The organism is Syntrophales bacterium, from assembly GCA_035363115.1.
GTDB lineage: Bacteria > Desulfobacterota > Syntrophia > Syntrophales > PHBD01 > PHBD01.
The window spans coordinates 33,609-46,412 of record DAOSEM010000010.1 but is presented as its reverse complement, the minus strand read 5'-3'; the positions used below and the strand labels follow the sequence as shown (position 1 = coordinate 46,412).

The following is a 12,804-nucleotide window of genomic DNA, read 5'->3' as shown; positions in this document are numbered from 1 at the left end:
GCAGGACGCGGCCAAAAGGACAAAGGAACGCATAAGGAGGATGCCTTTCATGGATTCCCTGACGCCTCTCTTGATTCCGCTTCTCGCGGGAAGCCTGCTTGGGCTCGTCTATTTCGTCGGCCTCTGGCAGACGGTGAAGCGCCTCCCCGGCGCCCGCCATCCATGGCGGCTTTTCGCCGTCAGCTATGCATCAAGGATGGTGGCGGTGCTGGGGGGATTCTACCTTCTCATGGATGGAGTGTGGGAGCGCCTGGCGGCGGCGGTGGTCGGCTTCCTCGTGGTCCGGACGCTGATGGTTCGCGGACTCGGCCCGAAGGACACCCTTCCTCCGAAAGGAGTACCGGCATGGAAATCGTAGCCATCAATCAGATCAGTCCCGACGAGGTCGTCCTCTTTGTCTGGCGGTTCGTCACGATCAACGCCACCCTGGTCTACACGTGGCTGATCATGGGTGTCCTGGTCGTCGGATCCGTCCTCATCACCCGGAACCTCGCGACGGACCGGAAGATGTCCCGCTGGCAGAACCTGATGGAGGTGATCGTCCTGGGGATCCGCGGGGAAATCAAGGAGATGGTGAAGGACGGGGTGGATTCCTATTTCCCCTTCATCGCCACGATTTTCCTCTTCATCCTGTTTTCCAACCTGTTTACGTTCCTCCCCGGCTACGTCGCTCCGACGTCCTCGCTGACAACCACCTCGGCCCTGGCGATCCTGGTCTTCTTCGCCGTGCCGATCTACGGCATCAGCAAACAGGGAATCCTCGAATACCTGAAGGAGTACATCCGCCCGAATCCCATTTTCTTCCCCTTTCACGTCATGGGAGAGCTGTCCAGAACCCTGGCGCTGGCGGTCCGGCTCTTCGGAAACCTCATGAGCCACGAGAAGGTCATCGCCATCCTCCTGGCCGTGACACCCCTGTTCTTCCCGATCGTCATGCAGGCCCTGGGGCTTCTCATCGGGCTCATCCAGGCCTACATATTTGCGGTTCTCGCCATGGTCTACATCGCATCGGCCACACAGACCCACGAGGAAGGGGAGCATTCCCCCCACAAGCCATCATAACCATCAAAACCAGAGGAGGTATCGGTATGGACAGCGTGACTATCGTAGCAATGGCATCGATCATTACAGCGGGCATCTGCATGGGGATCGGAGCCATCGGCCCCGCCCTCGGCCAGGGGCGGGCGGTTCAGGGAGCGCTGGGATCGATCGCGCAGCAGCCGGACGAGCGGAATTCCCTGACGAGAACGCTTTTTGTCGGTCTCGCCATGATCGAATCCATCGCCATCTACTGCTTCGTCATCTCCATGATCCTGGTCTTCGCCAACCCTTTCTGGGCCTATGTCATCAAAAAGGCGGGAGGATGATTCCATGCACATCGACTGGTTCGTCTTTTTCTCCCAGATCGTCAACCTGATGATCCTGATGTTCCTCCTGAAGAAGTTCCTCTACGGAAGGATCATCGGGGCCATGGACGCCCGGGAGGCAAAGGTCGCAGCGCTCTTCGACGAGGCCGAGCAGTCCCGCCGGGAGGCCGAGACCGCAGCCCTGACCAGCGAGCGGAAGCTCCGGGAACTGGACGAGGGCTACGAGTCGATGACCGAGAAGGCCCGCCGGGACGCGGAGCAGTACCGCGAGCGGCTCGAGGAGAAAGCCCGGGAGGAGACGGACTTTTTGAAAACCCGGTGGATCGAGGCGGTCAAGTCGGAACGGGAAAACTTCCTTCGGGAGCTCCGGCACCTGGCGGGGAAACAGACCTACGCCATCACCCGCCGCGTGCTTTACGACCTGGCGGAGATGGACCTGGAGGAGCGGATCGTGGAGATCCTGGCGGAACGGATCGCCTCCATGGACGACCGGGAGCGGGAAAAGTTCCGGGAACCCCTGGAGAACGGGGGCGTCGTCACCGTCACGAGCGCCTTCGACCTCTCGCCGGCAAGAAGGGAAAAACTGACCACCGCTCTCCGGCGGCACGTCGCCCCGGACATCGTGCTGGCGTACGAGGAGTCCGACGACATCCTTTCCGGCTGCGAGCTCCGGTCGGACGGCCACAAGATCGCCTGGAGCATCAAGGACTACATCGACACCCTGGAGGAAAGCTTCTACACGGCGCTCTACGAGGACACGCCGGAACGGTAACCGGGCTCCAAACCGGTCCAAGGAGAGAACACCATGACGGATACGACACCGGAAAAAGAACAGATGAAGGCCTTTCTGGACGGAACCTTCAAGACCATGGACGCCGTCCTTGCCGGCAAGGAGGCGGAACTGAAAGACCGCGAGATCGGCACGGTCAAGTACGTCGGATACGGCATCGTCCAGGTCAGCGGCCTGCCGAACATCCGCTCCGACGAACTGGTCCTGTTTCCCGGGAATCTGCAGGGGCTCGTGTTCAACATCGACCCCGACGAGATCGGCATCATTCTCCTCGGCCCCAGCGAGCACCTGTCGGCAGGGTCCGAGGTGAGAAGGACGGGACGCGTCCTGGACGTTCCCGTGGGGGAATCGCTCATCGGCCGGGTCGTGGACGCCCAGGGGCGGCCCCTGGACAACGGCGGGGAGGTCCGGACGACCAAGCGGCTGCCGGTGGAAAGGGAGGCGCCCCGCGTCATGGCCCGGGATCCCGTTACGGTACCGCTCCAGACGGGCATCAAGGTCATCGACGCCCTCTTCCCGATCGGACGGGGACAGCGCGAGCTGATCGTCGGGGACCGCCAGACCGGGAAGACCGCCATCGCCATCGACACCATCATCAACCAGGCCGGCAAGGATGTCCTCTGCATCTACTGCACCATCGGGAAAAAGGCCTCCGACACGGCCAAGGTCATCGCCGACCTGAAGCAGTACAACGCCATGGACTACACCACCGTCGTGGTCGCCACCGCGGAAGATCCTCCGGGTCTCCAGTTCATCGCCCCCTACGCCGCCACCTCCATGGCGGAGTACTTCATTGCCCAGGGGCGGGACGTCCTGATCATCTACGACGACCTGACCAGCCACGCCCGGGCCTACCGGGAGCTGTCCCTGCTCCTCCGGCGGCCCCCCGGGCGGGAGGCCTTCCCGGGAGACATCTTTTATATCCATTCGCGCCTCCTGGAACGGTCCACCCACCTGCGGAAAGAGCACGGTGGCGGCTCCCTGACGTCCCTGCCCATCGTGGAGACGGAGGCCCAGGACATCTCGGGGTACATCCCGACGAACTTGATCTCCATCACCGACGGGCAGCTCTACCTGTCGCCCCGCCTCTTCCAGAAGGGAATCCTTCCCGCCGTGGACGTTGGAAAATCGGTCTCCCGCGTCGGCGGCAAGGCCCAGCTTCCGGCCTACCGGGCCGTCGCCGGGGACGTCCGGATCTCCTACTCCCAGTTTGAGGAGCTGGAGACCTTCTCCCGCTTCGGAACCCGCCTGGACGAGGCGACCCGCAATGTCCTGGAGCGGGGCTGGCGGCTCCGGGAGATCCTCAAGCAGCCCCAGTACAAACCCATCCCCGTGGCCGAGCAGATCGCGGCGATTCTGGCCGTCACGTCCGGGCAGTTCGACACCGTCGCCGTGGAGGATATCCGGACCGCGGAAGACAAGCTCCGGAAGGACGTGGCGGAGAATCAGGCCGGTTTCTGCACCCGCGTCAGCGACGGAGAGAAATTCAGCGACAGGGACCGGGAGACGATCGTCTGCGTGGCCCAGGAAACGGCCGTCTGTTTCCGGAAGGAGCCCGAACGTGCTGACCGCTGAAGCCCTGAAGCGCAGAATCCAGAGCGCCCAGGACCTCCTGGGGGTGGTGAGGACCATGAAGGCCCTGGCGGCGGTCAGCATCCGCCAGTACCAGCGGGCCGTCGAATCTCTGATGGACTACAACCGGACCGTCGAGTTGGGCCTGCAGGTTCTCCTGAAAGACCGCCGCGAGGCCTCTTCCGCCACATCCCGGGTCCCCCGCCTCGGGGCGATCGTCTTCGGCTCAGACCAGGGGCTCTGCGGCCAGCTCAACAACATCATTGTACAGCATGCCCTGGAGGAGATGGCAAAAACCGGCATCCACGAGGAAAACCGGATCGTCATCGCCATCGGGGTAAAGACCGCGGATCTCCTGGAGGACGGGGGGCAGCAGGTCTTCGAGACCCTCCCGACACCGAGTTCGACGGCAGGAATCACGCCCATGGTCCAGGATATCACGCTCTTCCTGGAGACCTGGCGGTTCCGGAGTCTCGTCGAAAATATGGCCCTCTATTACAACGAGTACACATCCGGAGCGAATTACCGGCCGCGTTCGCAGAAGCTCCTTCCCGTCGACCGGGAATGGCTATCGAGTCTACGAAAGCAGAAATGGGAATCGCGCACCATCCCGATGTTCACCATGGACTGGGAACCCCTCTTCCGGGCCATGATCCGGGAATACCTGTTCGTCTCCCTCTACCAGGCCTTCGCCAACTCGCTGGCCAGCGAAAACGCGAGCCGGCTGGCGGCGATGCAGAATGCGGAGAAGAACATCGAGGAGCGCCTCGAAGAGCTCCACGTCCAGTTCCACCGCCAGCGCCAGATGACCATCACGGAGGAACTGCTCGATATCGTGAGCGGATTTGAAGCGATGAAGGAAAAAACGGTCGAAACGGTCGGGGACGGACCGGTGGCGTCCCGGAAAGGAGGGACCGGATCATGACAACGGAGAAACGGCTGTGTGTGATCTGTGCCTGGCGGGAGCACTGCCAGAAGCGTTTCAGTGTAACCTACAACGGATCGCTCAACATCCATTGTCCCGATTTTACGAGAGATTACACAATCCGGGACCTGGAGGCCGACAAGCAGGTCGTCGAGGCCGTCCTGGAAAAATGGCGCAAGGAGGGGCTGGCAGGCCCCCGCCCCTGCATCACCATCTCCCGGGAGCCCGGCGCGGGCGGGAGCGAGATCGCCCGGAAACTGGCCTCCGACCTCAAGATGGACCTGATGGGAGGCCAGATCATCTCCCGGGTGGCCGAAAGCACCGGCATGAGCGAGAAGGTCGTGGCCACCCTGGATGAAAAGCGCGTGACCACCCTGGACACATGGCTCTCGTCGCTCTTCACGGCGCGCCATCTCTGGCCGGACGTCTACCTGAAGCACCTGACGAAGGTCATCGGCACAATCGGGGAGCACGGAAACGCCATCATCGTCGGCCGGGGCGCCCAGTTCATCCTGCCGGTGGACAGGATCTTCCGGCTCCGGTTCATTGCCCCCCTGGAGCAGCGCATTGCTAAGGTCATGAAAGACCGCAAATGCAGCCGGGACGAAGCGGAGAGCTATGTGACCAAGGCGGATGCGGATCGGGCCGCATTCATGAAGAAATACTTCCGGGAGGACATCGCCGACCCGTCCCACTACGACCTGGTCCTCAACACGGCGGGCCTCTCCGTGGACCAGGCCGTGGAGATCGTAAAGGCCTCCTTCCGGGCCAAGTTCCCGTGATTCCACCGGGGCCGCGCCATCCCCGGCATCGTCCCCGGGCCGGCCGCCGGCCTTCGCCGGCCCGGGGCATTTCCCGGCCCGAACGGTCCCCGGCGATGGGCTATGGCCCGGACGGGATCCAATCGGGTTTACAACGCTGTCCCTGTCGCAGTTGGTGGTCGTTTCAAGAAAGGAGGACTTCATGAAAGAGAAAACCGTGACCAAGCGGACGTCCGACAGGAAAGAAAACGCGACGCGCCGGGTCAGGGCCGCCGCCGTTCCGGCGGTGTCGAGCCTGATGCACAGCGTGATCCAGGGGTTCTCCATTCCCGCCTTCGTCATCGGGAAAGACCATAAGGTCCTCTGCTGGAACCGGGCACTGGAGAAGCTGAGCAACATCCCCGCCTCGGAAATCGTGGGCACCAGCCAGCACTGGCGGGCCTTCTACGCCGAGGAGCGGCCCTGCATGGCCGACCTGATCCTCAACGGCATCCACGAGCGGATCCCTAAGTGGTACGCCGGCAAGTACCGCAAATCGGACCTCCTGGAGGAGGCCTACGAGGCGACGGACTTCTTCCCCGACCTGGGAGAAGAGGGGCGCTGGCTCCGCTTCACAGCCGCAGCCGTCCGGGACGAGGGCGGCAGGCTCGTGGGGGCCATGGAGACGCTGGAGGATATCACCGAGCAGAAGGTGGCCGAGCTGAACCAGCGGGAAATCGAGCAGCGGCTCTTCCACGTGATCGAGGGATCTCCCATGCCCACCTTTGTCATCGGACTGGATCACAAGATCCTCTACTGGAACCGCGCCCTGGAAAAGCTGAGCAAGCTTCCCGCGGCGGAAATGATCGGCACGAACGGCCATTGGCGGGCCTTCTACGCCAAGGAGCGGCCCTGCATGGCGGACCTCCTGGTCAACGAAACTCCCGAGATCATCCAGGAATGGTATCGGGGGGTGTCGAAATCGCAGCTCCTGGACGAGACCTACGAGGCGGAGGGCTTCTTCCCCGACCTGGGCAACGGCGGCCGATGGCTGCGCTTTATCGCGGTGCCCATCCGCAGCTCCCAGCGCGTCCTCCTCGGGGCCATCGAGACCCTGGAGGACATCACCGAGCGCAAGCGGATCGAGCAGTCGCTCATCGAGAGCGAAAAACGGCTGCACAGCCTGATCCAGGGCTTTTCCATCCCCGCCTTCGTCATCGGGAAGGATCACAAGGTGCTCTACTGGAACCGGGCTCTGGCGAAACTGAGCAAGATCCCCGCCTCGGAGATCATCGGAACCAACCAGCACTGGCGGGCCTTCTACGACAAGGAGCGGCCCTGCATGGCGGACCTCCTGGTGGACAGCGCGCTGGCCAGGGTCCCGAAATGGTACTCCGGGAAGTATCGGAAATCGGACCTGATCGAGGAGGCCTACGAGGCGACGGACTTCTTCCCCGCCCTGGGAAAGAAGGGACGCTGGCTCCGATTCACCGCCGCGGCGATCCGTGACACCCACGGGGACCTCGTCGGGGCCGTGGAGACGCTGGAGGACATCACGGAGCAGAAAGAGGCGGAAGAAAGCCTGAAGAAGGCGGCCCGGGTGAAGAAGTGATCCGGCATGATGCTACGGGAGGCGGCCCGGAAGATCCGTTTTTCCGCATGCGACTTTTTCCCGAGAAAAGGAGGGGCAGGCCATGACCACATCCTATGCCACAAAACTGATCGAGATCACCGAGCGCAACGCCGAGACGATCGCCCAGCAATGGTACAACAACGTGAGAATGAATCCCCGGACGCCGTCGTACCACAAGATGGCGGAAGAGGAGGCCAAGAAGCAGGCCATGTACTTCTACACGAATTTCCGGAAGCTCTTCTATTCGGACAATCCCTTTGAGGAGGCGCAGGATCTGTTCTCCAGGTACGCGGAGGCCCGCTACCGGGAGAAGATCCCCCTCCCCGAGACCGTCTACGCCATGACGCTCATGCGGCGCCACATGTGGCTGTTTTCCACCTCCCAGGCCGTCTTCATCACGGCGGTGGAGCACCACCACGCAGCGGAGAGCCAGAGCCGCACGATCCTGATGTTCGATTACGCGGTGTACATCATCATCCAGAAGTACGAGGAGCTCATGAAAAAGGAGTTCGAAGAAAAGAGGAAGAAGTGACGGCCCGGCGGGCGGGCAGGAATGGATCCGATCCGCCGGGGACGCGAGCGCCCGAGACCCCCCTCGCCCCGGGACGCGCCGGCAGCATAGGCCGTCCCGGGGTCCCTCCCGCCGCCGTCAGCCCTTGATGCAGCCGACGGCCCGCAGGCGGGCCACCCTGCGGGCGATCCCCGCCCGGTGAACCACGTCCACGACGGCCTCCAGGTCCTTGTAAGCCTCGGGAATCTCTTCCCTCAGGGTTTCCTTTCCGCTGGCCATAACCAGGATGCCCCGCTCCGCCAGTTCCCGGGCGACGGCCCGGCCGCGGCTCGACTTGACCGCCTGGGTGCGGCTCATGACCCGCCCGGCACCATGGCAGGAGCTTCCGAAGGTCTCCGCCATGGCCATCTCCGTTCCCGCCAGCACGTAGGATCCTGCACCCATGTCCCCGGGGATCAGGACGGGCTGGCCCACCGTCCGGTAGCGGTCCGGCAGGGCCGGATGGCCCGGCGGGAAGGCCCGGGTGGCCCCCTTGCGGTGCACGCACAGCGTCCGCTCCCGGCCTTCCAACTGGAAGGTCTCGACCTTGGCGATGTTGTGGCAGACGTCGTAGAGAAGGCGCATGCCCAGCTCGCGGGGGCTTTTTTTCAGGGTTTTCTCAAAGGTCTCCCGGGTCCAGTGCATGAGCATCTGACGGTTCGCCCAGGCATAGTTGGCGGCGCAGGCCATGGCGGCCAGGTAATCCTCCCCTTCCCGCGAGCGAATGTAGGCGCAGGCGAGCTGGCGGTCCGGAAGGTTGAGATCCAGGGTCCGGACGTGCTTCACCAGCCGCGCCAGGAAATCGTCGCAGACCTGGTAGCCCAGTCCCCGCGATCCGCTGTGGATCATGACGGCCACCTGCCCCATCTCCAGGCCGAAGGCCCGGGCCGCCTCGGGGTCGAAGATCTCCTCCACCACCTCGATCTCCAGGAAGTGGTTCCCCGAGCCCAGGGTTCCCAGCTGCGGCCGTCCCCGCTCGATCGCCCGGGGGCTCACCTTCTCCGGATCGGCCCCGGGGAGGCATCCCCGGTCCTCCGTCGTTTCGAGATCCGACTCGGTTCCGTACCCCTGGGCCACGGCCCAGCGGGCCCCCTCCACCAGGACACGCCGCTGCTCCTTTTCGGAGAGCTTGAGGACCCCCGTCGATCCCACGCCGGAGGGGATGTTCCGGAAGAGCGCCGCCACCAGGTCCTTCAGGGAATCCCGGATCTCCGGGAAAGACAGGCGGGTGGCCACCAGGCGGCAGCCGCAGTTGATGTCGTAGCCGACTCCCCCGGGGGACACGACCCCATCGTCCAGGTCGAAGGCCGCCACGCCGCCGATGGGGAATCCGTATCCCCAGTGCATGTCCGGCATCGCCAGGGAGGCCTTCACGATTCCCGGGAGATGGGCCACGTTGGCCACCTGGCGGATCCCCTCGTCGGCGGTCTTCATCAGCTCCCGGCTCGAGTAGATGATCCCGGGAACCCGCATGCCGCCGACAGGCTCGATGATCCAGCGGCAGGGGTCGACCTGCCTGAGCGGGATCTCAGACATCGAAGATCACCCTTCCCTTCCACCGTTTCACGTCCCCGGGCGTCTCCTCCAGGGATGCACCGTGCCACGTGACGGCCTTGATCTCCGTCCGGAGCCGGTGGCGGCCCGGATCGTACGGCTCGCCCGACACCTTGGCATCGAGGCTCGTCTCCTCCCCCAGGCGGACCCGGGCGGCCCGGATCAAAAACCCTTGCCCGGTGTAGAGATAGAGGCATTCCCGGAGGAAGTTGACCAGGAGATCCGCCGGGTCCTCCCCCGCGGCGCTTACGGCCCGGGTCTCGACATCCCGGATCCCGTCCCGCTCCGCCAGGAGGTCGAAGAGGGCCTCGGCGGCTCGGGCGAGGACGTCTTCCGGTGTATCCCCCGTGACCTCGATACCCAGGTCCGCGGTGTGGTCGATGATCCGGTAGAAGCTCACGGCGTCCCCTTCGGGGGGTCCGGCGGCTTCGCCTGCCGGACAAAGCGGATGATCTCGTGCCGCCAGAAATAGGCCAGGAGAAACGCGAGCGATCCGATTCCCAGGGCGATCATCCACGGTATGTTTTCCCGGCAGGGGTCCCGGGCGATCATGCCGCTGATGGACAGGCCGATGGTCCCGACGAGCCGGCCGACGGTGGAGACGACCAGGAACGGGCCCGCTTTCATATGGCTGAGCCCGAGGATGTAGCAGAGGGAGTCCTTCGGGAACCCGGGAATCAGGAAGAGGAAGAAGGCCACCACCGTCCCCTGGCGGGCCATGAATTTATCATACCGCTGTATCAGCGAGGGCCTGACGAACCGCTCCACCAGGGGCAGGCCGAACCAGTGGGCCAGACCGAAGGCCAGCCAGGAGCCGATGGTGAGTCCGATGGTCGAGTAAAGCGTGCCCAGGACGGGACCGTAGAGGAAGCCCCCGATGAACCCCGTCACCTCTCCCGGGATGGGTGCCAGGATGACCTGCAGGATCTGCAGGATGATGAACACGACCACCGACAGGGGTCCGTAGGACTCCAGCAGGCGGATCGTCTGCTGCCGGTCCCTGAAAAAATCGGCCAGGTTGAAGTGAACAAAGGCCCAGGCCGCGATCGCCACGAGGACTGCAAGGAGAATCAGCCTCAACCACAGTCGGTTTTTCATCCTGCCTCCGCCCGGGCTACGATCGTTCGGGAAGCCTGTCTCCTACCCACGCGTCCGGGACCGGCGCTTCATGCATCCTCCCCGGGCAGGTCATGGCCGTTCTCCCCGTTTCCCTCATCCTTCTCATCGCTTTCCTTGTCCGCCCGGGCGATGCCGACGAGTTTTTCCTCCGGGGCCAGGTCGATCAGCTTCACCCCCTGGGTGGACCGGCCGATGACCGGGATCTCCTCCACCTTCACCCGGATGATGTTGCCGGCGCTGGAGATGAGCATGATGTCCTCCGTCCCCATGACCTGCAGGATCCCTGAGACGTTCCCGATCCGGGGCACTGTCTTGAGATTGATGGTCCCCCGTCCTCCCCGTCCCTGGAGCCGGTATTCGGCGATGTCCGTCCGTTTCCCGTAGCCTTTCTCGGAAACGGTGAGCATCGTGCTGCCCTCGACGGGGATGTCGACGCCCACCACCTCGTCGTCTTCCTCCAGGTGGATTCCCCGCACCCCCCGGGCGGTTCTCCCCATGTCGCGGACATCGTCTTCCTGGAAACGGATGGACATGCCCCGCCGGGTGGCCAGGAAGATGTCCTGCCCGCCGCTGGTGAGCTTCACGTCCATCAGCTCGTCCCCGTCGTCGACGGAGACGGCGATGATCCCCGTCGAGCGGGGGTTGGAGAAAGCCAGAAGCTCCGTTTTCTTGATGATCCCCTTTTTGGACACCATGACCACGGACTTCTTTTCCTCGAAGGAGCGCACCGGCAGGATGGCCGCCACCCGCTCCTCCTGGGACATGTTGATCAGGTTCACGATGGCCTTGCCCTTGGCGGCCCGGCCAGCCTGGGGAATCTGGTAGACCTTGAGCCAGTAGACCCGGCCCTGGGTCGAGAAGATCAGAATGTAGTGGTGTGTGTTGGCGATGAAGACGTTCTCCACGAAGTCCTCTTCCTTCGTGGCCATCCCCACCTTGCCCCGGCCGCCCCGGCGCTGGCTGCGGTAGAGAGTCGCGGCGTTCCGCTTGATGTAGCCGGAATTGGACACGGTGACCACCATGTCTTCCTCGACGATCAGGTCCTCCACGTCGATGTCGTCTACGCTGGCTACGATCTCCGTGCGCCGCTCGTCGCCGAACCGGTCGCGGATCTCTACCAGTTCCTTCTCGATGACCTCCAGGACCTTGGCCGGGTCGTCGAGAATGGCCTGAAGCTCGCCGATCAGCGCCATGGTCTGGTCGTATTCCTGCTGGATCTTGTCCCGCTCCAGGCCGGTGAGCCGCTGGAGCCTCATCTCCAGGATCGCCTTGGCCTGAACGTCCGAAAGCCCGAAGGTTTTCATCAGGGCCTCGGATGCCTCGGCGGGGCTGCCGGAGGCCTTGATAACGGCGATGACCTCGTCGATCCGGCCGAGGGCGATCAGGAGCCCTTCCAGGATGTGGGCCCGCTCCCTGGCCCGGGCCAGGTCGAAGGTGGTCCTGCGGATCACGACCTCTTGCCGGAATTCGATGAAACGCTGGAGAATCTCCTTGAGGTTGAACACGCGGGGCTGCCCCCCGTCGATGGCCAGGAGGATGATGCCGAAGGAGCTCTCCATCTGGGTATGCTTGTAGAGCTGGTTCAGGATGACCCCGGCGATTTCGTCCTTCCGGAGGTCCATGACCACGCGGATGCCCTCCCGGTCGGACTCATCTCTTAAATCAGCGATTCCTCCTATCTTTTTCTCTTTTACGAGCTCGGAGATCTTCTCGATGAGGTTCGCCTTGTTGACCTGGTAGGGCAGCTCCGTCACGACGATGCTCTCGCGGTCCGTCCGGGCGTTCCGCTCGATGAGGGCCCGGGCCCGAAGCCGGATGATCCCCCGGCCGGTACGATACGCGTCGAGGATCCCGTCCCGCCCGTTGATGAAGCCGGCGGTGGGGAAGTCGGGCCCCGGGATGATCCGCATCAGTTCTTCCACGGAGATTTCCGGGCGGGCCATCAGGGCGATGATGCCATTCACCAGTTCCCCCAGGTTATGGGGGGGAATGTTCGTGGCCACCCCCACGGCGATGCCGGCGGTGCCGTTCAGAAGGAGTTCCGGAATCCTGGCGGGCAGGACCGTCGGCTCATCCAGGGATTCGTCGTAATTGGGTACAAAATCGACGGTGTCCTTTTCCAGGTCCGCCAGCAGCTCCTCGGCGATCCGTGACATGCGGACCTCGGTGTAGCGCATGGCCGCCGGGGGGTCCCCGTCGATGGAGCCGAAGTTTCCCTGGCCGTCGACGAGGGGATAGCGCATGGAGAAATCCTGGGCCATCCGGACGATGGTATCATAAGCGGCGGAATCTCCGTGGGGATGGTACTTGCCGATGATGTCCCCGACGATGCGGGCCGATTTCTTGTAGGCCTTGTTCCAGCGGTTCCCCATCTCGTGCATGGCGAACAGGGCCCGCCGGTGGACCGGCTTGAGGCCGTCCCGGACGTCCGGAATGGCACGCCCGATGATGACGCTCATGGCGTAGTCCATGTAGGACTTCTTCATCTCGTCTTCGATATTGATGGGAAGGCTCTTCTGCAGGAAAGACTGTTCCATTCCTCGTTATCCTTTTG

Annotated in this window: 13 protein-coding genes; 9 read left to right on the top strand and 4 right to left on the bottom strand. The window is 63.6% G+C overall.

Annotated features, from left to right (window positions below; all coding sequences use genetic code 11):
• Positions 1–49: 49 nt before the first annotated feature.
• The 9 genes from PLO63_15670 to PLO63_15630 all read left to right on the top strand — a co-directional run bounded on the left by PLO63_15670 (position 50) and on the right by PLO63_15630 (position 7,559).
• Complete coding sequence (locus PLO63_15670) at positions 50–358, top strand: ATP synthase subunit I (GenBank protein ID HOI75584.1); 309 nt, start codon at positions 50–52, stop codon at positions 356–358.
• Entirely contained in the window at positions 346–1,062 is a 717-nt protein-coding gene (locus tag PLO63_15665; GenBank protein ID HOI75583.1) for a F0F1 ATP synthase subunit A, read from the top strand. The genes PLO63_15670 and PLO63_15665 overlap by 13 nt, the downstream gene beginning before the upstream one ends.
• Before the next feature lie 26 nt (positions 1,063–1,088).
• Complete coding sequence (locus PLO63_15660; protein HOI75582.1) at positions 1,089–1,367, top strand: F0F1 ATP synthase subunit C; 279 nt, start codon at positions 1,089–1,091, stop codon at positions 1,365–1,367.
• A gap of 4 nt (positions 1,368–1,371) precedes the next feature.
• Positions 1,372–2,139, top strand: coding sequence for a F0F1 ATP synthase subunit delta (locus tag PLO63_15655; protein ID HOI75581.1), 768 nt, complete (start codon positions 1,372–1,374; stop codon positions 2,137–2,139).
• Between the two features lie 33 nt (positions 2,140–2,172).
• Positions 2,173–3,732, top strand: a complete 1,560-nt coding sequence (locus tag PLO63_15650) for an alternate F1F0 ATPase, F1 subunit alpha (protein HOI75580.1) — start codon at positions 2,173–2,175, stop codon at positions 3,730–3,732.
• On the top strand, positions 3,719–4,654 hold the full coding sequence (locus PLO63_15645; protein ID HOI75579.1) for a F0F1 ATP synthase subunit gamma: 936 nt from the start codon (positions 3,719–3,721) through the stop codon (positions 4,652–4,654). Before PLO63_15650 ends, PLO63_15645 begins: the two co-directional genes overlap by 14 nt.
• Positions 4,651–5,436 (top strand): cytidylate kinase-like family protein, encoded by a 786-nt coding sequence (locus PLO63_15640; protein HOI75578.1) that lies wholly within the window; start codon positions 4,651–4,653, stop codon positions 5,434–5,436. The genes PLO63_15645 and PLO63_15640 overlap by 4 nt, the downstream gene beginning before the upstream one ends.
• A 181-nt stretch (positions 5,437–5,617) precedes the next feature.
• The gene (locus PLO63_15635; GenBank protein ID HOI75577.1) at positions 5,618–7,006 is read left to right on the top strand and encodes a PAS domain-containing protein; all 1,389 of its coding nucleotides are present in this window, start codon (positions 5,618–5,620) and stop codon (positions 7,004–7,006) included.
• Between the two features lie 82 nt (positions 7,007–7,088).
• Positions 7,089–7,559, top strand: coding sequence for a hypothetical protein (locus PLO63_15630; protein HOI75576.1), 471 nt, complete (start codon positions 7,089–7,091; stop codon positions 7,557–7,559).
• A 117-nt stretch (positions 7,560–7,676) separates the two neighbouring features.
• Here the strand turns inward: PLO63_15630 and PLO63_15625 are convergent, their stop codons facing one another.
• The 4 genes from PLO63_15625 to gyrA form a co-directional block, all read right to left on the bottom strand.
• A complete protein-coding gene (locus PLO63_15625) occupies positions 7,677–9,113 on the bottom strand; it encodes an RtcB family protein (GenBank protein HOI75575.1) in 1,437 nt (478 codons plus the stop codon).
• Entirely contained in the window at positions 9,106–9,531 is a 426-nt protein-coding gene (locus PLO63_15620; GenBank protein ID HOI75574.1) for an archease, read from the bottom strand. The genes PLO63_15625 and PLO63_15620 overlap by 8 nt, the downstream gene beginning before the upstream one ends.
• Positions 9,528–10,229, bottom strand: a complete 702-nt coding sequence (locus PLO63_15615; protein ID HOI75573.1) for a TVP38/TMEM64 family protein — start codon at positions 10,227–10,229, stop codon at positions 9,528–9,530. Before PLO63_15615 ends, PLO63_15620 begins: the two co-directional genes overlap by 4 nt.
• 68 nt (positions 10,230–10,297) lie before the next feature.
• Complete coding sequence (gene gyrA / locus PLO63_15610) at positions 10,298–12,787, bottom strand: DNA gyrase subunit A (protein ID HOI75572.1); 2,490 nt, start codon at positions 12,785–12,787, stop codon at positions 10,298–10,300.
• Between the last annotated feature and the right edge of the window lie 17 nt (positions 12,788–12,804).

What these genes read in the sequence shown, in the direction of transcription:
- PLO63_15670 (HOI75584.1), top strand. Translation starts at nt 50, where the DNA reads ATGGATTCCCTGACGCCTCTCTTGATTCCGCTTCTCGCGGGAAGCCTG.
- PLO63_15665 (HOI75583.1), top strand. Translation starts at nt 346, where the DNA reads ATGGAAATCGTAGCCATCAATCAGATCAGTCCCGACGAGGTCGTCCTC.
- PLO63_15660 (HOI75582.1), top strand. Translation starts at nt 1,089, where the DNA reads ATGGACAGCGTGACTATCGTAGCAATGGCATCGATCATTACAGCGGGC.
- PLO63_15655 (HOI75581.1), top strand. Translation starts at nt 1,372, where the DNA reads ATGCACATCGACTGGTTCGTCTTTTTCTCCCAGATCGTCAACCTGATG.
- PLO63_15650 (HOI75580.1), top strand. Translation starts at nt 2,173, where the DNA reads ATGACGGATACGACACCGGAAAAAGAACAGATGAAGGCCTTTCTGGAC.
- PLO63_15640 (HOI75578.1), top strand. Translation starts at nt 4,651, where the DNA reads ATGACAACGGAGAAACGGCTGTGTGTGATCTGTGCCTGGCGGGAGCAC.
- PLO63_15635 (HOI75577.1), top strand. Translation starts at nt 5,618, where the DNA reads ATGAAAGAGAAAACCGTGACCAAGCGGACGTCCGACAGGAAAGAAAAC.
- PLO63_15630 (HOI75576.1), top strand. Translation starts at nt 7,089, where the DNA reads ATGACCACATCCTATGCCACAAAACTGATCGAGATCACCGAGCGCAAC.
- PLO63_15625 (HOI75575.1), bottom strand. Translation starts at nt 9,113, where the DNA reads ATGTCTGAGATCCCGCTCAGGCAGGTCGACCCCTGCCGCTGGATCATC.
- PLO63_15615 (HOI75573.1), bottom strand. Translation starts at nt 10,229, where the DNA reads ATGAAAAACCGACTGTGGTTGAGGCTGATTCTCCTTGCAGTCCTCGTG.
- gyrA (HOI75572.1), bottom strand. Translation starts at nt 12,787, where the DNA reads ATGGAACAGTCTTTCCTGCAGAAGAGCCTTCCCATCAATATCGAAGAC.